Source organism: Actinomycetospora aeridis (genome assembly GCF_037400275.1).
GTDB classification, from domain to species: domain Bacteria; phylum Actinomycetota; class Actinomycetes; order Mycobacteriales; family Pseudonocardiaceae; genus Actinomycetospora; species Actinomycetospora aeridis.
Genome location: NZ_JBBEGL010000009.1, coordinates 101,896 through 124,092 on the forward strand (window position 1 = coordinate 101,896; position 22,197 = coordinate 124,092).

Annotated in this window: 21 protein-coding genes and 1 pseudogene; 6 read left to right on the top strand and 16 right to left on the bottom strand. The window is 75.8% G+C overall.

What is annotated here, in order from left to right; genetic code table 11:
• Positions 1–378 precede the first annotated feature (378 nt).
• Both WCD41_RS26255 and WCD41_RS26260 read left to right on the top strand, forming a co-directional pair.
• Positions 379–1,518 carry a helix-turn-helix domain-containing protein gene (locus WCD41_RS26255; protein WP_337718099.1) on the top strand — a complete coding sequence of 380 codons (1,140 nt, stop codon included), beginning with the start codon at positions 379–381 and terminating at the stop codon, positions 1,516–1,518.
• 152 nt (positions 1,519–1,670) lie between these two features.
• Positions 1,671–2,237 (top strand): M23 family metallopeptidase, encoded by a 567-nt coding sequence (locus tag WCD41_RS26260; protein WP_337718101.1) that lies wholly within the window; start codon positions 1,671–1,673, stop codon positions 2,235–2,237.
• A gap of 3 nt (positions 2,238–2,240) precedes the next feature.
• Here the strand turns inward: WCD41_RS26260 and WCD41_RS26265 are convergent, their stop codons facing one another.
• From WCD41_RS26265 to trmD, 10 genes are all read right to left on the bottom strand, one after another.
• Positions 2,241–3,398 carry a FliA/WhiG family RNA polymerase sigma factor gene (locus WCD41_RS26265; protein ID WP_337718103.1) on the bottom strand — a complete coding sequence of 386 codons (1,158 nt, stop codon included), beginning with the start codon at positions 3,396–3,398 and terminating at the stop codon, positions 2,241–2,243.
• The gene (locus WCD41_RS26270) at positions 3,391–4,365 is read right to left on the bottom strand and encodes a tyrosine-type recombinase/integrase (RefSeq protein ID WP_337718105.1); all 975 of its coding nucleotides are present in this window, start codon (positions 4,363–4,365) and stop codon (positions 3,391–3,393) included. The genes WCD41_RS26265 and WCD41_RS26270 overlap by 8 nt, the downstream gene beginning before the upstream one ends.
• Before the next feature lie 351 nt (positions 4,366–4,716).
• Positions 4,717–5,934: a DNA-processing protein DprA gene (gene dprA, locus WCD41_RS26275; RefSeq protein WP_337718107.1), complete on the bottom strand. Its 1,218-nt coding sequence runs from the start codon at positions 5,932–5,934 to the stop codon at positions 4,717–4,719.
• Complete coding sequence (locus WCD41_RS26280) at positions 5,931–7,487, bottom strand: YifB family Mg chelatase-like AAA ATPase (protein WP_337718109.1); 1,557 nt, start codon at positions 7,485–7,487, stop codon at positions 5,931–5,933. Before WCD41_RS26280 ends, dprA begins: the two co-directional genes overlap by 4 nt.
• Position 7,488: 1 nt before the next feature.
• A complete protein-coding gene (locus tag WCD41_RS26285) occupies positions 7,489–7,893 on the bottom strand; it encodes a YraN family protein (protein ID WP_337718111.1) in 405 nt (134 codons plus the stop codon).
• A 170-nt stretch (positions 7,894–8,063) separates the two neighbouring features.
• A complete protein-coding gene (locus WCD41_RS26290) occupies positions 8,064–8,384 on the bottom strand; it encodes a DUF2469 domain-containing protein (protein ID WP_337718113.1) in 321 nt (106 codons plus the stop codon).
• Positions 8,381–9,232: a ribonuclease HII gene (locus WCD41_RS26295; protein ID WP_373695203.1), complete on the bottom strand. Its 852-nt coding sequence runs from the start codon at positions 9,230–9,232 to the stop codon at positions 8,381–8,383. Before WCD41_RS26295 ends, WCD41_RS26290 begins: the two co-directional genes overlap by 4 nt.
• A gap of 176 nt (positions 9,233–9,408) precedes the next feature.
• Positions 9,409–10,401 carry a signal peptidase I gene (lepB, locus tag WCD41_RS26300; protein ID WP_337718217.1) on the bottom strand — a complete coding sequence of 331 codons (993 nt, stop codon included), beginning with the start codon at positions 10,399–10,401 and terminating at the stop codon, positions 9,409–9,411.
• Positions 10,402–11,337: 936 nt separating this feature from the next.
• Positions 11,338–11,697 (bottom strand): 50S ribosomal protein L19, encoded by a 360-nt coding sequence (rplS, locus tag WCD41_RS26305; protein WP_133824914.1) that lies wholly within the window; start codon positions 11,695–11,697, stop codon positions 11,338–11,340.
• 98 nt (positions 11,698–11,795) lie between these two features.
• Positions 11,796–12,644: a tRNA (guanosine(37)-N1)-methyltransferase TrmD gene (gene trmD / locus WCD41_RS26310; protein ID WP_337718115.1), complete on the bottom strand. Its 849-nt coding sequence runs from the start codon at positions 12,642–12,644 to the stop codon at positions 11,796–11,798.
• 40 nt (positions 12,645–12,684) lie between these two features.
• On the opposite strand from trmD, the gene WCD41_RS26315 reads away from it, so the two are divergent.
• Positions 12,685–13,398, top strand: coding sequence for an MgtC/SapB family protein (locus WCD41_RS26315; RefSeq protein WP_337718219.1), 714 nt, complete (start codon positions 12,685–12,687; stop codon positions 13,396–13,398).
• Between the two features lie 16 nt (positions 13,399–13,414).
• On the opposite strand, the gene rimM is transcribed toward WCD41_RS26315, so the two are convergent.
• The 4 genes and pseudogenes from rimM to WCD41_RS26335 all read right to left on the bottom strand — a co-directional run bounded on the left by rimM (position 13,415) and on the right by WCD41_RS26335 (position 15,427).
• On the bottom strand, positions 13,415–13,933 hold the full coding sequence (rimM, locus tag WCD41_RS26320; RefSeq protein WP_337718117.1) for a ribosome maturation factor RimM: 519 nt from the start codon (positions 13,931–13,933) through the stop codon (positions 13,415–13,417).
• A 4-nt stretch (positions 13,934–13,937) separates the two neighbouring features.
• Complete coding sequence (locus WCD41_RS26325; RefSeq protein WP_133824910.1) at positions 13,938–14,177, bottom strand: RNA-binding protein; 240 nt, start codon at positions 14,175–14,177, stop codon at positions 13,938–13,940.
• A gap of 20 nt (positions 14,178–14,197) precedes the next feature.
• Positions 14,198–14,530: pseudogene (rpsP, locus tag WCD41_RS26330) on the bottom strand (30S ribosomal protein S16); the annotation flags it as partial.
• Positions 14,531–14,665: 135 nt separating this feature from the next.
• Positions 14,666–15,427, bottom strand: a complete 762-nt coding sequence (locus WCD41_RS26335; protein WP_337718119.1) for a LamB/YcsF family protein — start codon at positions 15,425–15,427, stop codon at positions 14,666–14,668.
• A 56-nt stretch (positions 15,428–15,483) separates the two neighbouring features.
• Here WCD41_RS26335 and WCD41_RS26340 point away from each other — a divergent pair, with 56 nt between their 5' ends.
• Positions 15,484–16,908 carry an MFS transporter gene (locus tag WCD41_RS26340; RefSeq protein WP_337718121.1) on the top strand — a complete coding sequence of 475 codons (1,425 nt, stop codon included), beginning with the start codon at positions 15,484–15,486 and terminating at the stop codon, positions 16,906–16,908.
• On the opposite strand, the gene WCD41_RS26345 is transcribed toward WCD41_RS26340, so the two are convergent.
• A complete protein-coding gene (locus WCD41_RS26345) occupies positions 16,905–18,008 on the bottom strand; it encodes an amidohydrolase family protein (protein WP_337718124.1) in 1,104 nt (367 codons plus the stop codon). The two genes, WCD41_RS26340 and WCD41_RS26345, sit on opposite strands and share 4 nt — an antisense overlap.
• Positions 18,009–18,058: 50 nt before the next feature.
• On the opposite strand from WCD41_RS26345, the gene WCD41_RS26350 reads away from it, so the two are divergent.
• Positions 18,059–18,451, top strand: a complete 393-nt coding sequence (locus tag WCD41_RS26350; protein ID WP_337718126.1) for an MmcQ/YjbR family DNA-binding protein — start codon at positions 18,059–18,061, stop codon at positions 18,449–18,451.
• A gap of 1 nt (position 18,452) precedes the next feature.
• On the opposite strand, the gene ffh is transcribed toward WCD41_RS26350, so the two are convergent.
• Positions 18,453–20,072, bottom strand: a complete 1,620-nt coding sequence (ffh, locus tag WCD41_RS26355; RefSeq protein WP_337718128.1) for a signal recognition particle protein — start codon at positions 20,070–20,072, stop codon at positions 18,453–18,455.
• 159 nt (positions 20,073–20,231) lie between these two features.
• Between ffh and WCD41_RS26360 the strand changes: the two genes are divergently transcribed.
• Positions 20,232–22,193: a serine/threonine-protein kinase gene (locus WCD41_RS26360; RefSeq protein WP_337718130.1), complete on the top strand. Its 1,962-nt coding sequence runs from the start codon at positions 20,232–20,234 to the stop codon at positions 22,191–22,193.
• The last annotated feature ends 4 nt before the right edge of the window (positions 22,194–22,197 follow it).

Sequence of the window (22,197 nt, forward strand, 5' to 3'; positions counted from 1 at the left end):
CCGTGCGACTCCGGACGGAGCAGGAGACGACGGACCGCTGGTCACGAGTGTACCCGCGCACCCCTGCCCGCCTCCCCGCGGGCGTCGCCACCCCCGCTCGCCTGCGCACACGGGGTGTGCCAGCGTGGCGGCCACGCTGACGCTCAACGACAGGATCGCCACACGCTCGCTCGCGCGACACGCCGGGGCGGGCGTTCCTGCCGACGTCGTGGCGATGTCGTGGAGACGTCGTGGAGATCAGGAGTGCGCTGTGCACGCGGATCGGCCTCCGGAGGTGTGTCGTGACCGGCGACATCCTTGACACGCCGTGCCGGGGAGATGCCTGACAGCCCGGTACTTCTGGTGCGCTGGTGGATGCCGCTGAGGGTGATGGATGTCGTGGAGCAGCGTCTGGCCGTGTTGATGGAGCCGGGCTGGTCGGGCCGGTCGGTCAGTGAGGTGTGTCGCCGCCACGGGATCAGCCGCGAGACGTTCTACGACTGGAAGCGTCGCCACGACGCTGAGGGCCTCGAGGGTCTGGCACCGAGGTCTCGTCGCCCGCATCGCTCGCCGGGTCTGGTCGGCGAGGTGCTCACCGACCGGATCCTGGAGCTGCGCAAGGAGCAGGGTTGGGGCCCGCGCAAGATCCGGGATCGGTTGGTCCTCGAGGGGGTCGATCCGGTGCCGGCGACATCGACGGTGCAGCAGGTGCTGGCCCGCCACGGCGACGGGGCGCTGCGGCGGCGCCGCGGCGCCGGGCCCGGTGGGCGTGATGAGGGGCAGCGGTTCACCTACGCGCACGGCAACGAGCTCTGGCAGATCGACGGGGCGATGCACCACCTCGCCGACGGGCACGGGTACTGGGCGGTCGACATCATCGATGACCACTCCCGGTTCTGTGTGGGGATCGAGCTCGGCCAGGCGCTGACCTCCAGCCTGGCCTGGACCGCGATGCGCACCGCGGTCGCCGGGCACGGGCTGCCCGCCGGGCTGCTCTCGGACAACGGGCTGTGCTTCACCGGGCGGCTGCGCGCGGTCACGGTCAGCTTCGAACGCCAGGTCACCGCCGCGGGGGTCCGCCTGACCCACTCCAGGCCCTACAACCCCCGCTGCTGCGGCAAGATCGAACGACTGCACCAGACCGCGCGGGGCTGGCTGGCCCGCCGCCCGGCCCCAGCGACGATGGCCCAGGCCCGCGCACTGTTCGCCGAGTTCACCGAGCACTACAACACCTACCGGCCCCACCAGAGCCTCGACGGCGCCCTCCCCGCCCAGCGATACCGGCCCGGCGCGCCCACCGTGCTGCCCGTGCTCGAGGTCGAACCCGCCGACGCCCACCTGCCCGCCGGCGCGCTGCTGCGCGAGGTCAACCGCGGCGGGCGGATCGGCTACGCCGGACGCAAGCTCTACCTCGACGCCCGATTCGCCGGCCTGACCGTCGGGCTGCTGCGCGACAAGGGCCGCCTGCACATCTACTACGGCTCCAGCCGCATCGAGACCTTCTCCATCGGCGCCACCCACCCCCACCCCCGCCGATGACCCACCTGTCAGGCATCTCCCCGGCACGCCCTGTCAGGCATGTTCCGGGTATTGACACACGCGGATCGGCCTCCGGAGGTGCGTGACGCGCTCGTGATCTCGGTCGCGAGGTCCGAGGGAGCCGCGGGCGCCCCGGCTGCGTCCAAGTCCGTGTGAAGCGTTGCCTCCTCGCCGCCCTCGCCCTCGCTCTGGTGCTCACCGCCCCGGCGCGCGCCGCGCCCGCTCCCCCGCCCGTCGTGCCCGTCGGTGCCTTCGGCTGGCCGGTGCCCTGGACGGCCGGCGGTGGCGCGCCGGCGACGTCCGGTGCGCCGGGTGCGGTGACGCGGCTGTTCGACCCGCCGCCGCACTACTACGGCCGGGGTCACCGTGGCGCGGACCTCGCGGGGCGTCCCGGGACGCCGGTGGTCGCGGCGGGCGACGGGGTCGTGGTCTTCGCCGGCCGGGTCGCGGGACACGGCGTCGTCTCCGTCGAGCACGCCGACGGCCTGCGCACCACCTACGAGCCGGTCGCGGTCACCGTCGCCCCGGGCGCGCGGGTCCGCCGTGGCGACGCCCTCGGCGTCCTCGAACCCGGGCACCGCGGGTGCCCGGTGGCCGCCTGCCTGCACTGGGGCCTGCGCCGGCCGTCGCCCGACGGCGCAGCGGGAGCGTTCGAGTACCTCGACCCGCTCCTGCTGCTCGGGCTCGGCCGGGTGCGTCTGCTCCCGACCGACCCGTGACCCTCAGGCGTGCTGGAGCTCCGCCAGCCGGGCCCGCAGCCGCATCACCGCGCGGGTGTGCAGCTGACAGACCCGCGACTCGGTGACCCCGAGGACCCGCCCGATCTCCGCGAGGGTCAGGTTCTCGAAGTAGTAGAGACCGACCACCGTGCGGTCCCGCTCCGCGAGCTGCCCCACCGCCTCGGCCAGGAGCCTGCGGGTCTCGCGGTCCTCCATCGCGGACAGCGGGTCCTCGGCGCCGGTGTCGGGCAGCGAGTCGGCGAGCGAGGGCGCCGTCGCCCCGTCCACCGAGCCGCCGCCACGTCCGGCGGACACGAGCTCGTCGAGCGCGGCGACGCTGGTCATCGCGATCTGCCCGAAGGTCGAGCGCAGGTCGTCGGTCGACGTCTCGAGCTCGGCGGCGAGCTCGGAGTCGCTGCACGAGCGCTGCTCGCGGCCCTCCAGACGCTCGATCGCCCGCTCGATCTCTCGGGCCCGGGAGCGCACCGAGCGCGGCACCCAGTCCTGGGAACGCAGCTCGTCGAGGATCGCGCCGCGGATGCGCTGCATCGCGTAGACCTCGAACTTCCGGCCCCGGTCGGGCTCGAAGCGCTCGATGGCGTCGACCAGGCCGAAGATCCCGCACTGGATGAGGTCGGCGACGTCGACGTGCGCGGGCAGACCGGTGCCGACGCGGCCGGCGACGTACTTGACCAGCGGCGCGTAGTGCAGCACCAACCGGTCCTTCGTCGACTTGCGCGGATCGTCGGCGTACGCGGCCCACAGGTCGGCGATGCCGGCCTCGACCATCGCCTCCTCGTCGGCCCCGCCCGGCGAGGCACGCCCGAGGGTGGCGGGGAGCAGGTGCTCCGGACGCTCGGCGGGACGCCGGTCACGCGACCCGTCGGAGGGTGCCGGCACCGGCGCGAGGGCCGTCGCGCCGTCGGTGGCGGGTCCCGGGGGCTCGTGCCGCGCGGGCGCCCGCCGACGCGGCGTCCGGGCCGCGACCCCCGCGGCACGCACGGCGGCGTCCGAGTCGGAGCCGGGCAGGGCGGGCAGCGGGCCGGTCTGCGGACCGGTCGCGGGTCCGTCCTGGTCCCCGTGCTGGTGACCGTGCTGGTGACCCTGCTGCGGTGCGTCGGCGGACATCGTGGCGGCCGCGGCGCCCCAGGCCTCAGGCACGGGGGTGGGCGGTGTCGTGAACGGCGCGCAGCCGCTCGGCGGACACGTGCGTGTACAGCTGGGTCGTCGCCGGTGACGCGTGACCCAACAACTCCTGGACGCTCCTCAAGTCCGCTCCCCCCTCGAGCAGGTGCGTGGCCGCCGAGTGCCGGAGCCCGTGCGGCGCGATGTCAGGTGCTCCCGGGACGGCCCCCGCGGCGTCGTGCACGACCGTGCGCGCGATGCGCGGGTCGAGCCGGCCGCCACGGGCGCCGAGCAGGAGCGCAGGCGGTGACGTCGGGACGGCGAGCGCCGGGCGCCCGTCCCGCCGCCAGTCCTCGAGCGCGGCGGCGGCCGGCGCACCGTAGACGACGGTGCGCTCCTTGCCGCCCTTGCCGAGGACCCGCAGCGTGCGGCGGCCGTCGTCGACGTCGTCGACGTCCAGTCCGCAGAGCTCGGAGACCCGCACGCCGGTGGCGTACAGCAGCTCGAGCACCAGGTGGTCGCGCAGCGCGACGGGATCGCCCTCCGCGGCACCGGACGCCGCCGCCCGCAGCGCCTCGGCGGCCTGGTCGGCGCGCAGGACCTCGGGAAGACGCCGGTGGGCCCGCGGCGACGCCAGGCGCGCCCCGGCGTCCGTGGCGGCGCGTCCGGTGCGGACCACCCAGGCGGTGAACGTGCGCGCGGCGGCGGCCCGGCGCGCCAGCGTGGTGCGGCTCGCGCCCCGCGCCCGCTCGGCCGCCAGCCACGCCCGCAGACCGGCCAGGTCGAGATCGTCGAGGTCGAGCCCGCCGTCCTGCGCGCCCCCGCGGTCCCGGACGTGACCGAGCAGCGACGTCACGTCGCCGAGGTAGGCCCGGACGGTGTGGGGCGAGAGCGCCCGCTCGTAGCGCAGGTGCGCGGCGAACGCCGCGAGGTGCCCATCGACGCTCTCCGCGGCGTTGCCCGGTGCCGCCTGTCCCGTGCCCTCCCGGCGGGGCTCGGGCACCGCGGCGGATCGGTCGTCCGCAACGTGACGTGCGGCATCCGGCCGGGCCGGGTCCGCCGTGGTCGCGGGCTCCGAGGCCCCCGCAACGTCGGCTTCGGTGAACGCGGAGCGTGACGAGGTGACCGGGTCGAAGGGGAACTCACGAGAGGCCCCTCGACCGGGTGACCGCGACGGCCCGCGCAGCCGTCCGGCTGCGTCGTCGGGAAAGAACGTGCCGGTCATCGACGTGAAGACTTCCGACACGGAGGCTCATGGTCAAGCACCGCCGCACCGCGTTCGGTGACCGTCGGCCACTGTCGGGGAGCGGTCCCACTCGTCGCGCTCTGCAACCGTTCGTCGCGCTGTGCCTGTTCACCCGGGTCGGCGACGCCACCGCCCGTCGTCCTCCGACACGAGCCCGCGGGTCTCGAGATCCCTCAGGTGGGTGTCCGCCTCCGCGAAGTCGACCCCGGCGTCGTGGGCCAGGCGTGCGGCTGTGCGCGCCGCGCGGAGAGGTAGCGCTTCGTGCATACGCAGTGCCCCTGGGTCAAGACCGTCCGTCCGACGCGTGGGGGTCCCCGGTGGAGGGGCCCACCCGTCCCCCACTCGACTCACCTCCTCCACGACGTGCGCGACCCGCCCGACGACGGACACCTCCGGTCGGCGCGCGAGCTCGTGACACCCGAGCGACTGCACCGACGTGACCGGGCCCGGCACCACCATCACCGCGCGGCCGAGCGCCCCGGCGACCAGCGCCGTGCGCATCGCCCCCGACCGTGCCGCGGCCTCGACCACCACGGTGCCCGCGGCGAGCGCCGCGATCAGCCGGTTGCGGACGAGGAAGCGGTGTCGCGCCGGGGTGGCGCCGGGCGGGTACTCGGTGAGCACCAGACCGCGGTGACCCACGTGCTCGAGCAGGGCGGCGTGCTTCGGCGGGTACGCCCGGTCGATCCCGCAGGCGAGCACCGCGACCGTGTCGCCGCCGACGGCGAGCGCCCCCCGGTGCGCCGCCCCGTCGATGCCCAGCGCGGCGCCCGAGACCACGGTGCAGCCGCGGTCGGCGAGCTCCGCCGACCAGTCGCGTGCCACCCACAGGCCGTACTCGGTGGCGGCACGCGCGCCGACCATGGCCGCCCAGCCGGTCGGGACGCCGTCGAGGCGCAGCGGTCCGCGGGCCCACAGGGCGATCGGGGCCGCGGGGCCGTCGTGGGTCGCGGGCCCCTCGAGCCCCGGTGCCCCGTCCGCCCCGGCGACGTGTCCGAGACCCATCAGCGCGAGCGCCGGCCACTCCGGGTCCTCCGGGACGATCAACCGGCCACCACGGGCGGCGATCAGCGCGAGATCGGCCTCGGCGCGGTCGGTGCCCCGGCGCGCGGAGGTCTCGCGGGCGACACCGGGCGGCAGCGCGCCCGGCCCCTCGGTGGTCCCCTCACGGACCTGGTGGGCGGCGGCGACCGGGCCGACCTCGTCCACGAAGGCGGCGAGGGCCACGGCGGGCGGCTCGGCCACCCGCGAGAGGTAGGCGCGGGCGAGCAGGACCGCGCGGTCGACCTGCCCGTCGACGGGCACCGGGGCCGGGGAGCTGCTCATGCGGCGTCCTCGCCGTCGTTCCCGTGCTCCCCGACGAACCCCTTGAACCCGACCGCCTCGGTGACGTCGGGCAGCTCCGGGCCCGGCGCGCCCCGCAGGTCGGCCACGGTCCACGCCACGCGCAGCGCGCGGTCGACGCCGCGGGCGGTCATCGCACCGGTGCGGAGCTGGCGTTCGAGGATCGCCGCAGCCGCGCGGGGGAGCCGGCCCCGGCGTCGCAGCTCGGGACCGGGGACCTCGGCGTTGGTGCGCCACCCCGCGTCGCGCCAGCGCTCACGGGAGGCGGCCCGCGCCGCGAGGACGCGTGCCCGGACGGCCGCGGTGTCCTCGGGGACCTCCTCGAGCGTCGACGCGCCGTCCCAGGACAGCGCCTCCACGGCCTGCAGCGTCACCTGCAGGTCGACGCGGTCGAGCATCGGCCCGGACAGCCGCTGGGTGTAGCGGCGCTTCGCGAGGCCCGAGCACGTGCAGTCGGTGGGCTTGGGCGGGGCGCACGGGCAGGGGTTCGCGGCCATGACCAGCTGGAAGCGCGCCGGGTAGCGCGCCACCCCGTCGGTGCGGGCCAACCGGACCTCGCCCTCCTCGAGCGGCGTGCGCAGCATCTCCAGCACGTGCGGCCCGAACTCGTAGATCTCGTCGAGGAAGAGGACCCCCCGGTGGGCGAGCGACGCCGCGCCCGGCCGGGCCAGGCCACTGCCGCCGCCGACGAGCGCCGCCGCGGACACCGAGTGGTGCGGCGCGACGAACGGCGGCGTGGCCGGGAGCGCCTCCTGGGGGTCGAACGCCCCCGCGAGCGAGCGGACCGCGGCCACCTGCAGGGCCGCGTCGGCGTCGAGGTCGGGCAGCAGGCCGGTCATCCGGCGGGCGAGCATCGTCTTGCCCGAGCCGGGCGGCCCGACCATCAGCAGGTGGTGACCGCCGGCGGCGGCGACCTCCACGGCGCGACGGGCCGCGAGCTGGCCCACCACGTCGGCGAGGTCCTCCCGCGGCCCGCTGCCCCGCCGCCGTGTCCCGGGCCGCACCGCGAGCAGCCGCCCGCGATCACCCCGCAACCACGCGAGGACGTCGGAGAGGTGCTCGGCACCGAGGACCTCGACGCCGTCCACCAGGCCGGCCTCGGTGGCGGCGGCCGCGGGCACGACGGCCTGCTCCACGCCGAGGCGCCGCGCCGCGAGCAGCGCCGGCAGGACACCCCGCACCTCCCGCACCCGGCCGTCGAGGGCGAGCTCGCCGAGCAGCACCACGCCGCGCAGGGCCGCGGCCGGCACCGAGCGGGCGGCCGCGAGCACGGAGCACGCCAGCGCCAGGTCGTACCCGCTGCCCTGCTTGGGCAGCGTCGCCGGGGACAGGGCGAGCGTGATGCGGCGGGCGGGCCAGGTCTCACCCGAGTTGGCCACGGCCGCCCGCACCCGGTCGCGCGACTCCGCGAGCGCCGCGTCCGGCAGCCCCACCAGCGAGACGCCGGGCAGGCCCTGCCCGATGTCGGCCTCGATCTCGACGACCTCGCCGTCGACCCCGCGCAGCCCGATCGACCACGCGCACGCGAGGGCCACGTCAGAACGCCCCCTCGTAGTGCTCCACCTGCGGGGCGGTGCCCGGCGCGACGAGCACGGCCAGCACGTCGAACCGGACCTCGGCGAAGCCCGCCCCGCCGGCGGCGTGCCGCTCGGCGAGCCAGCGCTGGGCCAGCCGCCGGATGCGGGCCGCCTTGATCGCCGTCACCGCCTCGGCCGGGAACCCGAACCCGGTGCCCGACCGCGTCTTGACCTCGACGACGACCAGGCGCCCGCCGTCGTCGGCGACGAGGTCGAGCTCGCCCTCCCGACAGCGCCAGTTGCGGTCGAGCACCGTGAGCCCGCGGGCCGCGAGGTGGGCCGCGGCCACGTCCTCGCCGCGCTGACCGAGCGACCGCCGGCCCGCGTCGCCCGCTCGCTCCGACGGTGTGGCGACCTCGCCCATCCCGACCATCCCGGCCCCCTCGTCCCCGCCGGACGTTCCGGCGGCGGGATCGAGCGTGGCCGGCGCGGGCCCGTGGACGTGAGCGTCGGCTCGACGCCTGGGGACAACCGGGTGGGGTGGGGACGGCCCGGGGCCGTGGTGGCGCTGCGATCAGGCCGCGCGGCGCAGCGTCAGCCGCTGAACGGGCCCTCGTCGAGGCGGAGGTCGGGCTTCTCCAGCTCCTCGACGTTGACGTCCTTGAACGTCACGACGCGCACGTTCTTGACGAACCGGGCCGGCCGGTACATGTCCCACACCCAGGCGTCGGACATGGTGACCTCGAAGTACACCTCGCCGTCGGCGTTGCGGACGCCGACGTCGACGGAGTTGGCCAGGTAGAACCGGCGTTCGGTCTCCACCACGTAGGAGAACTGCGAGACGATGTCGCGGTACTCGCGGTAGAGCGAGAGCTCCATGTCGGTCTCGTACTTCTCGAGATCCTCCGCGCTCATCGCGCTTCTCCCCCCTCCGCCGCGGCGTCCCACGCGCCCGCGGGCAGCTCGCCGACGACGTCCTCGATGTCGTCGGCGCCGTCCGGCAGCGCGTCGTCGAGCGCCGCCAGCTCGTCGGCCTCCCCGCTCTCGGCGGACGCGTCGTCGACGGTCACCGCACCGGTCACAGCACCGCTCACGGCACCATTGTGGCGCACGCCGGCCGCGAGGCCCTCCGGGCTCCGCCCCCGCGCCGCGGCGGCGACGTTGACGAAGCTGTACCGGTGCTCCGGGCAGGGTCCGTGCTCGGCCAGCAGTGCGCCGTGCGTGGGCGTGCAGTAGCCCTTGTGCAGGTCGAACCGGTACTCCGGATGCTTCTCGTGCAGCTCGGCCATCAGGTGGTCCCTGGTCACCTTGGCGAGCACCGACGCCGCGGCGACGCACGCCGCCGCCAGGTCGCCCTTGGGCACGGCGAGCGCCGGCACGCCGAAGCCCGTCACCGGGAAGCCGTCGGTGAGCACGTAGCCCGGACGTACGTCGAGGCGGGCGACCGCCCGGCGCATGCCGTCGATGTTGGCGATGTGCACGCCGCGTCGGTCGACCTCGGGCGGGTCGACGAGCACGACGCGCCAGTCCAGCGCGCGCCGCTTGATGACGTGGGCGAACCGTTCGCGCTCCTCGGCGGTGAGGAGCTTCGAGTCGGTCAGCCCCTCGAACCGGCGGGCGTCCCCGGGCCGCAGGATGCACGCCGCGACCGCCAACGGGCCCGCGCAGGCGCCGCGTCCGGCCTCGTCGACGCCGACGACCGGGCCGAGACCGTGGCGCTCCAGCGCCGACTGCAGCGCCCAGCTCTCGGTGCTGCGCCGCACGATCGCGCGCGGGGGCTGGACGCCCGTGCGCGGCGGGAGCGGCTTGCGACGGCGCGCCGGACGCCACCCGGGTGGCCGACCGCCGGGACGCCGCCGGGGCGCACCCGACCCGGACCCGGGTCCGGAAGTCTGGCCGGAGCCGGGGCCCTGGCCCCGCTCCGCTGCGTCGCCCGCCGTCACCGGCCGGGGTCGGGGGACGGAGGTGACCCGGACGACCAGCCGTCCCGCGCCGTCCACCGCGCGCGCAGCCGGCGGGTGACGACGACGAGCGGCACCGCACCCAGGACCCCGGCGGCGAGCGGCGCCCCCGAGGTCCACCCGGGGGCTCCAAGAGCGGACGGCTGGGCCTGCGGGTCGGTGTCGGGCACGCCGCCCCAGCGTCCGACCGGCAGCACGATGACGCGCGCCTTGCCGATGACGTCGGTGACGCCGATCGGGCCGTGCACGCGGGCGTCCGCGGAGTTGTTGCGGTTGTCGCCCATGACCCAGAGCTGGCCGTCGGGCACGCGCACGGGCGCGAAGTCGGCCTGGGTGCGGCCCAGGTTGGGCTGGTAGTAGATGTAGGGCTCGGTGAGCGGCTGCCCGTCGACGGTGACGCGGTTCTGCGGGTCGCAGCACGCGACGGTCTGGCCGCCGGTCGCGATGACCCGCTTGACGAAGTCCTTCTCGTCGGGCGGGGCGAGCCCGATGAGCGACAGCCCGCTCTGCAGACCGCGGACCAGCACGTTGCCCGACGGCTGCTCACCGGCGACCTCGCCGTTGTCGCCCCACGTCGGCGGGCCGCGGAAGACGACGACGTCGCCGGGCGCCGGGTCGGAGAACCGGTAGGTCAGCTTGTCGACGGCGACGCGGTCGTTGGCGCAGCCGTTGCAGCCGTGGAGCGTCTGCTCCATCGAGGCCGACGGGATGACGTAGATGCGCGCGAGGAAGGTCTGGATGACGAACGTCAGCACGACCGCCACCACGATGAGCAGCGGCAGCTCGCGCCAGAACGAGCCCTTCTTCTTCTTGCCCTTCCCCGCCTTGCCCTTGTCGCCGCCGTGCCGCCCGGCGCGCCCGGCGGCGTCCCGGCCGTCGTCGCTGCCGTCCTCGGGGGCGTCCTCGTCGCGTCCCGGACCGGTGCCGGACCGGCGGTGACGACCCGGCGCGACCCCGGCGCCACCGGTCATCGCCGTGGTGGTGGCGGTGGTGGACGACGAAGTGGTGGACGACGACGGTGTGCGCGGGGCCCGCGAGGCGAACCCGTCGGCGCCGGCGAGCCCGGTGTGCTCCTCCGGCGCGGCCTCCCGGGCCGGCTCGGACCCTGCAGCGGGGGCCCCGGCCGGGGCTCCGTGGGGCGGGGACGGCGGCGCGGCGGGCGACGGGACCGGCGGGGAGACGGGGCGCGGCGGCTGGCCGGCGACGGGCGCTCCGTTCGCGGGCGAGGGCGCCCCGGCGGGTCCGGACGGGCGACCGTCGGGACGCGGGGCGCCCGGCGGCGCGGCCCCCCAGGAAGGAGCCGGCGGTCCCGGCGGCGGGAACGGCTGGCCGGAGTAGGGCCCGGGCCGCGCGGGCGACCCGGGGGGTCCGGCCTGGCCGTTCGGCGGGCCCGTGTAGCCGTACGACGGCGGCACCGGGCCGGCCTGCCCCTGGTTCCCGTTGACGCCGTGGACCCCGTCGGCCGGCCCGGTCGCCGGGCGGCCGTTCGGCACGTCGCCGTAGCCGTTCACGACACCGGACCCGTCACCGTTCCCGTAGCCGTTCCCGTAGCCGCCGGCCGCGGAGTTGCCCGCTCCGTAGCCGTCGGCGGCGTGGCCGTTGCCGTACGCACCGACGTCGCCGTAGGCGTCACCGCCACCGCCACCGCCACGGGCACCGCCGCCGGACCCGGACCAGCCGGACGCCCCGTACGGCGCCTGGGTGCCGCCCGCGCCGGGCGGGGGCACGTCGCCGTAGGGATCGGCCGCGTGGTCGTCGTCCTCGTGATCGGGCCGGGCGTGTGCCCCCCGCCCGCCGGGCGGATCGGTACGCGTCGTCTCGCCGCCCATTCCGTGGCTGCGGAACGGGGGACCGCCTGGCTCCTGGGGACGCACGCGCTTCAGGTTAGGAGACCGGGTCGCGTCGGCTCAGGAGGCCGGCGTGGTCTCGCGCTTCTCGCGGATCTTCGCGGCCTTGCCCCGGCGCTCACGGAGGTAGTACAGCTTGGCGCGACGGACGTCACCGCGCGTGACGACCTCGATCTCCGCGATGTTGGGCGAGTGCACCGGGAAGGTGCGCTCCACCCCGACGCCGAAGGAGACCTTGCGGACGGTGAACGTCTCGCGCAGGCCGCCGCCGTGGCGGCGGATCACGACACCCTGGAAGACCTGTACACGAGAGCGTGAACCCTCGATGACCCGGACGTGCACCTTCACGGTGTCCCCGGCACGGAAGTCGGGGATGTCGGAGCGCAGCGACTTGGCGTCGAGCTCGTCCAGGGCGTTCATCGTCAGCGTCCTCGCGGTCTCACGGCCCCGGCCCGGGACCCGCGGGCGGGCGATCCGGTCTGCCGAGGAGAAGCGGTTCTCGGGCGGCGGGACGGCACTCACCGACCCTGATCGGGTCGTCCGCCGTCCGCGGCAACCTCCCCAGTCTGCCATGCCGCCGCGCGGGCCCCGGGGGCCGGGTCGTACCCGGACGCCGCGAGCACCTCGCGGTCGCGGGCGTCGAAGGCGTCGGCTCCGTGCCGGGCGACGAGCGCGTCGAGCAGGTCGGGGCGCACGGCCGCGGTGCGCTCGAGCGAGCGGTCCCGGCGCCACCGGTCGACGACGGCGTGGTTGCCGCCGCGCAGGACGTCGGGGACGTCGAGGTCACGCCACTGCTCGGGCCGGGTGTACGCCGGCGCCTCGAGGAGACCGCCGGTCCCTTCGGCGAAGCTGTCCAGCTCCGCCGACGCCGGGTTGCCCAGCACGCCGGGCACGAGCCGCGACACGGCCTCCACGACGACGAGCGCCGCGACCTCCCCTCCCGCGAGCACGTAGTCGCCGAGCGAGACCTCCTCGACGGGCATCCGCCGGCGCGCGTCCTCGAGCACCCGCGCGTCGATGCCCTCGTAGCGCCCGCAGGCGAGCACCAGCCACGACTCCGTGGCCCACTGCGCGGCGCGGTGCTGGGTCAGGGGCGCACCGGCCGGGGTGGGGACGAGCAGGCGGGGGACGCCGTCGCCCGATCCGGTCACCTCGTCGAGCGCCGCCCCCCACACGGGCGCGGTCATCAGCATCCCGGGGCCGCCGCCGTAGGGCGAGTCGTCGACGGCCTTGTGCACGCCGGTGGCCCAGCGGCGCAGGTCGTGGACGCGGACGTCGAGCAGACCGGCGCGCCGCGCCCGTCCGACGAGGGCCTCGTCGAGCGGGGCGAGGTATCCCGGGAAGATCGTGACGACGTCGATGCGCATCGGGGACGATCCTGCCCCCGGCTCCTGGCGGGAGGACGACATGGGCCTCAACGAGTTCATCGCCTACGGCGACCAGTGGGCGCTGCTCGCTCCCTTGGGGCTGGCGCTCGTGCTCTGCTCGCTGATCGGGATCGAGCGCGAGCTCGCCGCGAAGAGCGCGGGCCTGCGCACGCACACCCTCGTCGGGGTGGGCTCGGCGGCGTTCATGCTCGTGTCGAAGTACGGCTTCGACGACCTGCTGGCGAACTCCGACGTCTCCCTCGACCCGTCCCGCGTCGCGGCGCAGATCGTGTCCGGCCTCGGGTTCATCGGCGGCGGCCTGATCTTCGTCCGCCGCGACGCCGTGCGGGGCCTGACGACCGCGGCGACGGTCTGGACGGTCGCCGCGGTGGGCATGGCCGCGGGCGCCGGGCTCCCGGTGCTCGCCGCGGCGGGGGTCGTCGTGCACTACGTCGTGACCCGCGGCTTCCGCCCGATCTCCCGGCTGATCAGCCGCCGCGCCGGGGAGCGGGCCATCCACGTCACCTACACCGACGGCCGGGGCGTGCTGCGCGGCGTGGTGACCGCCTGCACCGAGACCGGGTTCGCGGTGGCCGGGATGCAGGTGGACCGCGAGGGCTCCGGCGACGGGACGGCCACGGTCACGCTGTCGCTGACCGGGCGGGCCGACGTCGCGGGACTGACCGGTGAGCTCTCGGAGCTCGACGGCGTGGTCTCGGTGTCGATCGCCTCCGACGAGGAGCGACTGGACTGAGCGCGCCCGGCCGGCCTCACTCCTCGAGCAGGCCCTCCGGCGGGTCCAGCACGAGCCGTCCGCCCGCCACGTCGACCACCGGGACGATCGCGGCGACGAAGGGCACCAGCAGCTCGCCGCCCTCGACGCGATCGACGGCGAGCAGCTCGCCCCCCGCGCCGTGCAGGACCGCGGTCACGGTGCCGACGGGCGTGCCGTCGGCGAGCTCGACGCGCAGGCCCTCGAGCTGGTGGTCGTGGAACTCGTCGGGATCGTCGGGTGCCTCGGCCAGCGCCGGGGCCGTGAGCTCCGCGCTGCGCAGGGTCTCGGCGCCGTCGCGGTCGCCGACCTCCTCGACGGTCACGAGCAGGCGGTCGCCGTGCCGGCGGGCGCCGATCACGGTGACCCGGGGGACACGCGAGCCCCGCACCGACAGCACCGTGCCCGGCGCGAACCGGGCCTCGATGTTGTCCGTGCGGGGCTCGACGACGAGCTCGCCGCGCAGGCCGTGGGCCCTGACGACCCGGCCGACGACGCGCTCGTCGGGAGAGGTCACGGCGTCAGCGATCGGTGTCGACCACGTCGACGCGCACGCCACGGCCGCCGATGCCACCCACGACGGTGCGCAGGGCGGTGGCGGTGCGGCCGTTGCGGCCGATCACCTTGCCGAGGTCGTCGGGGTGGACCCGGACCTCGAGCGTGCGACCACGGCGGTTGGTGACGAGGTCGACCGCGACCTCGTCGGGGTGGGCGACGATGCCGCGCACGAGGTGCTCGAGCGCCTCGGCCAGCTCGCTCACTCCGCGGAGCCGGAAACCTTGGCCAGCTCCTCGTTGAAGCGGGCCTGCTTGTCGACCTTCTCCGGCTGCGGCTTCAGCTTGCCCTCGGCGCCCGGGAGGCCCTTGAACTTCTGCCAGTCGCCGGTGACCTTGAGCAGGCCGTGGACCGGCTCGGTGGGGATGGCACCGACGCCCAGCCAGTACTGCGCGCGCTCCGAGTCGATCTTGATGACGCTCGGCTGGCTCTTCGGGTGGTACTCGCCGATGGTCTCGATGACGCGACCGTCACGGCGGTTCTTCGCGTCGGCGATGACGACGCGGTAGTGCGGCTCGCGAATCTTGCCGATGCGGGCGAGCTTGATCTTGACAGCCACTGCTGGGGTACTCCTCGGTCGATGTTCGGGGCCGCCCTGCCGAGGAGGACCTCCGGGGCGGCGTGCCCGCTCGTGCGTGCTCCACCAGTCGTCGCGACGGACCGCGACAACTCGACGATTGTGCCAGACCGCCCCTCAGGCGAAGGGCGCGAGGGTGACCCCGGCGTCCCGCAGGGCCTCGGCGACGCGGCGGGCCGCCGTCACGGCTCCCGGGCTGTCGCCGTGCAGGCAGAGCGAGGCCGCCTCCGTCGGGATCTCGGTGCCGTCGACCGCGACGATGACGCCGTCGGTGGCCAGGCGGCGGGCGCGCTCGACGACCGCGTCCGCGTCGGGCAGCAGCGCGCCGGGCTCGCGGCGCGGCACGAGCGTGCCCTCCGGGGTGTAGCCGCGGTCGCCGAACGCCTCGGCGTACGTCGTCAGACCGGCCTCGGCCGCCCGCGCGAGCAGGCGCGAACCGGGCAGCCCGAGCACGGGCAGGCCCGCCTGCTCGGCCGCGGCGACGACCGCGCCGGCCTGGGCGTCGTGGTGCACGACGGCGTTGTAGAGGGCGCCGTGGGGCTTGAGGTAGGCGACCTCCCCGCCCGCGGCGCGCGTGAACTCCCGCAGGGCCCCGACCTGGTAGAGCAGGTCGGCGGTGAGCTCGGCGGGGTCGGCGTCGACGAAGCGCCGGCCGAAGCCCGCGAGGTCGCGGTAGGACACCTGCGCGCCGATCGCCACGCCGGCGCCGACCGCGGCCGCCGCGACCCGCTGCATCGTCAGGGGGTCGCCGGCGTGGAAGCCGCAGGCCACGTTCGCGGACGTGACCACCCCGAGCAGCGCGTCGTCGTCGGTCAGCGACCAGATCCCGAAGCCCTCGGCGAGGTCGGCGTTGAGGTCGATCGTCGGCGCGGTGGTCACTCTCTCCACCCTAGGAGCTTGACCTGGAGTGCACTCAAGGGCGCAGTCTTGTCCGTGTGAGTGATCCGCTGACGGCGCCCCCGGCCGTCGAGGAGGAGCCGCCGGTCCGCGTGGGCCTGCTGCTCGGGGTGCTGCTGGTGGCGGTGGCGGTGGCCGTCCTCGCGAACAGCATGGTGCTGGTGCTGGTCCCCGAGATCGGCCGCGACTTCGCCGCCTCCCCCAGCGGCCTCGCGTGGGTGGTCACCGCGTTCTCGCTGAGCTTCGCGGTCGCCACGCCGCTCTACGGGCGGATCGCCGACGTGTTCGGCGTGCGCCGGGTGTTCGCCGTCGGCATCGCGATCTTCCTGGTCGGCTCGGTGGTCGCGGGCCTCGCGCCGGCCATCGGCCTCCACCTCGTGGGACGGGTCCTGCAGGGCCTGGGCAGCGCCGCCGTGCCCGCCCTCGGCTCGGTCGCGGTGGCGCGCTCGCTGCCGCCGGGGCGCCGGGGCTTCGGCTTCGGGATCGTCGGCACGGGCGTCGGGGCCGGCCAGGCGCTCGGGCCGCCGCTCGCGGGCTTCGTCGCCGAGCTCGCGGGCTGGCGCTGGCCGTTCCTCGGGGCCGCGCTGCTCGTCGCCCCCCTGCTCGTGATCGCCCCGCGGGTGCTCCCCGACGGCCGGCAGAGCGCCGACCCGTCGTGGCGTCAGATCGACCTCGTCGGCGGGGTGCTGCTCGGCGGGGCGGTGGGCCTCGGTCTGTTCGGGCTGACGCGCGCCCAGCAGGTGGGCCTCGGCGCGGCGTCGTCGTGGGGCGCGGTGCTGCTGGCCGTGCTGCTGGCGGCCGGGTTCGCCGTCCGGATCCGGCGCACGCCCCGCCCGTTCGTGCCCCCGGCACTGCTCACCCACGGCCCGTTCGTCACGGCCGTCGCGGTCGGCTTCCTCGCGATGTTCTGCTACCTCGGCACGATCCTGCTGGTGCCCCTGCTGGTGGCCACCGTCAACGGTCTCGGCGTCGGCCACGTCGGGCTGGTGCTGCTGCCGGGGGCGCTCGCCGTCGCCGCGCTGTCGTCGGCGGCCGGACGGCTCTCCGACCGCCTGGGCCCGCGCCGCCTCGTCGGGATCGGCCTGACCCTGCTCCTCGTGGCCGTCGCGGCCCTCTCGACGGCCGCGGGCGGCTCGGCGGTGCTCCTGTCCGCGGTGACGTTCGTGGTCGGTGTCGCCCTCGCGTCGATCACCTCGCCGCTGATCAACGCCGTCGCCGCCGCGGTGCCGACCGAGCACGCCGGCGTCGGTCTCGGCATCTACCAGGGCGCGTTCTTCCTGGGCGGCGGGACGGGGGCCGCGGTGCTCGGCGCCGTGCTCGCGGCCCGCACCGCGGGCGGCGCGGGCTCGTGGAACCCCCTGCACGACGGCGCGGGGGCCGCGTTCTCCGACGCGCTGCTCGTCATCGCGGCCGTGCTGGTGGTGGCGGTCGCGCTGTCGCGGCGGCTGCCGGCGCGGACCTAGAGCGTCGTCCCGGCGCGCAGCACGAGCCGCGGGGAGCGCAGCGTGTCGGTGTCGGCGCGGGGGTCCTCGCTGGTCACGACCAGGTCGGCGGGGGCGCCGTCGACGAGGCCGGGGCGGTCGAGCCACGCGCGGGCGTCGCCGCACGCCGCCGCGAACGCCCGCGCCGGCCCGAGCCCGACGCCGGCCAGCGCGGCGACCTCGTCGACGATCCGGCCGTGGACGATGCCCCCACCCGCGTCGGTGCCCGCGAACACCGGCACGCCCGCCTCGATCGCGGCGGCGATCGTGCGCGGTGCGCGGGCGTAGAGCTCGCGCATGTGGGCCCCGTAGCGGGGGAACTTGTCACCGGCCGCGTCGGCGAACGACGGGAAGTTCTCGACGTTGATCAGCGTCGGGACGAGCACGGTGCCCCGCTCGACCATCATCGCGATCGTGTCGTCGGTCAGGCCGGTGCCGTGCTCGATGCCGTCGATGCCCGCCCCGATGAGCCCCGGCAGCGCGTCCTCGCCGAAGACGTGGGCGGTGACGCGCGCCCCGGCGGCGTGGGCGGCGTCGATCGCCGCGCGGAGCACGTCGTCGGGCCACAGCGGCGCGAGGTCGCCGGCGTCGCGCTCGATCCAGTCGCCGACCAGCTTCACCCAGGGGTTGGTGCGCGCGGTCTCGGCGACCGCGGCGGGCAGCTCGTCGGGCTCGACGTCGATCGGCAGCCCGCGGATGTAGCGCTTGGGACGGGCGAGGTGGCGCCCGGCGCGGACGATCTCCGGCATCCGCGGGTCGTCGTCGAGCGGGCGGGTGTCGACGGGGCTGCCGCAGTCGCGCAGGAGCAGGGCGCCGCTCGCGGCGTCGACGTGTCCCTGCTCGCGGGCCTCCTCGAGCTCGACGGGGCCGTCCGGGCCGATGCCGACGTGGCAGTGGGCGTCGACGAGACCCGGGAGGATCCACCCGCCGTCGGCGACCGTCTCGGCGCCGGGCACGGGGTCGAGGCTGATCCGGCCCTCGGCGGTGACCCAGAGCTCGCCGACGCGCTCCCCCTCCGCGGTGCCGTCGAGCAGGACGCCGCGCAGGTGCAGCGGGGGGTGCGGAGGCGGCGTCGGCGGCATGCCGGGAGGGTAGCCCCGGGGTCGTCGAGGAGAAGGGACACGCGGCCGGTATGAGCACCGTCGACGACGTGCACGCCCTCGCCGCCGGGATGCCGTTCGTCACCGCGGTCGAGGGGCCGAAGGGCAACACCGTCTACCAGGTCGGCGGGAAGTCGTTCGTCTTCTTCCGCACGCCCCGGCCCGACGCCCGCGACCCGGAGACCGGGGAGAAGTACACCGACGTGATCATGTTCTGGGTGGAGTCCGAGGAGGACAAGGACGCGCTCGTGCACGACGCGTCCACGCCGTTCTTCACCACGCCGCACTTCGACGGGCACCTCTCGGTGCTGCTGCGCGCGGCGCACCTCGACCGCATCCCCCGCGACGAGCTCGCCGAGATCGTGCAGGACGCCTGGCTGTCGCGGGCCTCGGACCGGCGGCGCCGGCAGTGGCTGGAGCGCTGACCTACTTGCGCTTCTTCTTGGTGCCCTTCTTGCCGCCGCCGTTGCCGCGCGGGGAGCCGCCGCCGGCGTTGCCGGGGAAGCTCAGGGCGCCGGGGTCGAAGCCCGGGGGCAGCTCGTTCATCCCCGCCAGCGCCGGCGGGAGCTGGTTGAGCCCTGGGGTCTGGTAGCTGCCGACGGAGCGCTCGCCGCGGTCCTGGCCGGTGCTCTCCTGGGCGATGCCCGCGATCGCCGGCATCGACTTCGGGCCCTTGCGCACGTTCTTCGCGGCCTTCGCCGCCTGGCGCTTGCCCTTGCGCCCGCCGCCCATGCCCGGCAGGCCGAACTGGCCGGCCATGTTCTTCATCATCTTGCGGGCCTCGAAGAACCGCTCCACCAGCTGGTTGACGTCGGTGACGCCGACCCCGGAGCCGTTGGCGATGCGCAGGCGCCGCGACCCGTTGATGATCTTCGGGTCGGCCCGCTCGGCGGGCGTCATGCCGCGGATGATCGCCTGGACGCGGTCGAGGTGCTTCTCGTCGAGCCCGGCGAGCTGGTCCTTCATCTGGTTCGCGCCGGGCAGCATGCCCAGCACGTTCGCGATCGGGCCCATCTTGCGCACGGCCATCATCTGCTCGAGGAAGTCCTCGAGCGTGAGCTCGCCGGTGCCCATCTTGGCCGCGGCGGCCTCGGCCTGGCCCTCCTCGAAGGCCTGCTCGGCCTGCTCGATGAGGGTGAGCACGTCGCCCATGCCGAGGATGCGCGAGGCCATCCGGTCCGGGTGGAAGACGTCGAACTCGTCGAGCTTCTCGCCGTTGGACGCGAAGAGGATCGGCTCGCCGGTGACCTCGCGGACCGACAGCGCGGCACCACCGCGAGCGTCGCCGTCGAGCTTGGTGAGCACCACGCCCGAGAAGCCGACGCCGTCGCGGAACGCCTGGGCGGTGAGGACGGCGTCCTGACCGACCATGGCGTCGAGGACGAACAGCGTCTCGTCGGGCGTCACGGCGTCGCGGATGTCCGCCGCCTGGCGCATGAGCTCCTCGTCGACACCGAGACGGCCGGCGGTGTCGACGACGAGCACGTCGTACTGGCGGCTGCGCGCGTCGGCGACGGCGCGGCGGGCGACGTCGACCGGGTCGCCGACGCCGTTGCCGGGCTCGGGCGCGAAGACCTCGACCCCGGCGCGCTCACCGACGATCTGGAGCTGGTTGACCGCGTTGGGCCGCTGGAGGTCGCAGGCCGCGAGCATCGGGGTGTGGCCCTGGCCCTTGAGCCAGTGCGCGAGCTTACCGGCGAGCGTCGTCTTGCCGGAGCCCTGGAGGCCGGCGAGCATGATCACCGTCGGCGGCTGCTTGGCGAAGCGCAGCCGCCGGGTCTCGCCGCCGAGGATGCCGACGAGCTCCTCGTTGACGATCTTGACGACCTGCTGGGCGGGGTTCAGCGCCTCGGAGACCTCGGCGCCGCGCGCCCGCTCCTTGACCTGCTTGACGAACTCCCGCACCACGGGCAGGGCGACGTCGGCCTCGAGCAGCGCGATGCGGATCTCGCGGCACGTCGTGTCGATGTCGGTCTCGGAGAGCCGACCCTTGCCGCGCAGGTCGGACAGGACCGAGGTGAGACGGTCGGACAGGGCGTCGAACACGGCGCTCGCACTCCTCGATCTGTCGCTGGGCGGCGCAGGAAGGCCCCGGCACGGTCGGCCGAGGACGAACCCCCAGCCTAACGGTCGCGCTCGGCGGACCTCCGCCGTCGTCTCCCGAACGGCCCCCTCGGCCCCGGACGGATCGTTAGGCTCCCCCGCGTGTCCGAGCGGTTCGGGCCCTACGAGCTGCGGGGCCTGCTCGGACGGGGCGGGATGGGCGAGGTCCACCGCGCGGTCGACACGCGCAAGGACCGCGGCGACGTCGCCCTCAAACGCCTGCCCGCGGGCCTCGCCGACGACGCCGACTTCCAGCGACGCTTCCTGCGCGAGGCCGAGCTCGCCGCCCGCCTGCGCGACCCGCACGTCATCCCGATCCACGACTACGGCGCCATCGACGGCCGCCCCTACCTCGACATGCGCCTCGTCGAGGGCGTCTCGGTGGCCGACCACCTCGCCCGGCACGGCCCGCTGCGGCCGGCGCGGGCGGTGGCCGTCCTCGCCCAGGTCGCCGGAGCCCTCGACGCCGCCCACGCCGACGGCCTCGTCCACCGCGACGTGAAGCCGTCCAACGTCCTGTTCCAGCGCGTGGGCGACGACCCCGACGGCCGTGCCGACTTCGTCTACCTCATCGACTTCGGCATCGCGGCGAACCTGCTCACCGGGTCCCGCAGCGCGTCGGCGGTGACGGGCACCGCCGCCTACATGGCGCCGGAGCGGTTCGCCGCGGGCGGCGACCACCGCGTCGACGTCTACGCGCTGGGCTGCGTGCTGCACGAGCTGCTCACCGGCCGCCCGCCCTTCACCGGCGACTTCGTCCAGCTCATGGCGGCCCACCACCACGCGCCGCGGCCCCGGCCGTCGGCGCTGCGTGCGGAGGTGCCGCGCGCGCTCGACGACGTCGTCGCCGTCGCGACGGCCACCGACCCCGGCCGGCGGTACGGCTCGGCCGGGGCGCTCGCCGCCGCCGCGGCCCGGGCGCTGGAGGCACCCGCCCCGGTCCCCGCGCCGGCGCCCGCGCCCTGGAGCGCACCACCGCACGCGCCGTCGTGGTCCCCGCCGGGCCCGGGGCGGGCCCACTCGCCGTGGGCGCCGCCACCGCCGGACCGCGGCCCACGCCGGCGGCGGGCGTTCCTCGTCGCCGGCGCCGCCCTCACGCTCGTCGCGGTGCTGGTCGCGCTGGTCGCCCTCTGGCCCCGGTCGGCGGCCCGGCTGGACGCGAGTGCCCTCGACACGATCATGTCCCCGGACGGGCGCCTGCTCTGGCTGGCGGACACCGACGGCGAGATCGAGGTGCTCGACACCGAGACGCTCGGCTCCGTGGGCACCATCCCGCTCGGGGACCGCCCCGGCTTCGCGACGGGGGGCGGGCTGGCCCTCGCGCCCGACGGGCGGACGGTCTACGCCGCCCACGGTGCGCGCGGCGGCGGGGGCGACGGGACCGTCGTGGTGATCGACGCGGGGACCCGGACGGTGCTGCGCCGTGTCCCCCTCGACGGCATCGTGTACGCGATCGCGACCGCTCCCGTCGGGGACGTGGTCGTCGTGTCGACGAGCACCGACCGTGGCGGGCGCATCGCGCGGATCGACCCCGTGACCGGGGCGGTCACGACGGTCGCCGACGTCGGGCGCGCGCCGTCCACGCTCGCCGTCCGCCGCGACGGCCGGGTCGTCCACGGTCTCGACCGCGGCGCCCTCGTCGGGCACGACCTCGCCACCGGAGCGGCCTCCCCGCGGGTCCCGTACGGCGTCGGTGACGCCCTGGACCGGCTCACCCTCTCCCCCGACGGCCGCCACGCCTACGTCTCCCCGTGGCGTGGATCGACCGTCCAGGAGATCGACCTGGCCACGGCCGCCGTCTCGCGCTCCCTCGCCCCGGCGCCGCCGGGCGCCCGCGGCTTCCGCGTCGGGGCCGTCGCCGCCACGCCCGACGGCCGGCTCCTCTACGGCGCGTACCTGCGGTCCGAGGCGGACGGGTCGACGGGGGTCGGCGTGCTGGACGTCGCGTCGGGCGCACTCGTGCGCAGCCTCGACGTCCGCGAGCCCGGGTCCCTCACCCTCTCCCCCGACGGCCGGCGGCTGTGGGTGACGTCGCCGTTCGACCTGCGCCCGGTCGACCTCTGAGCGC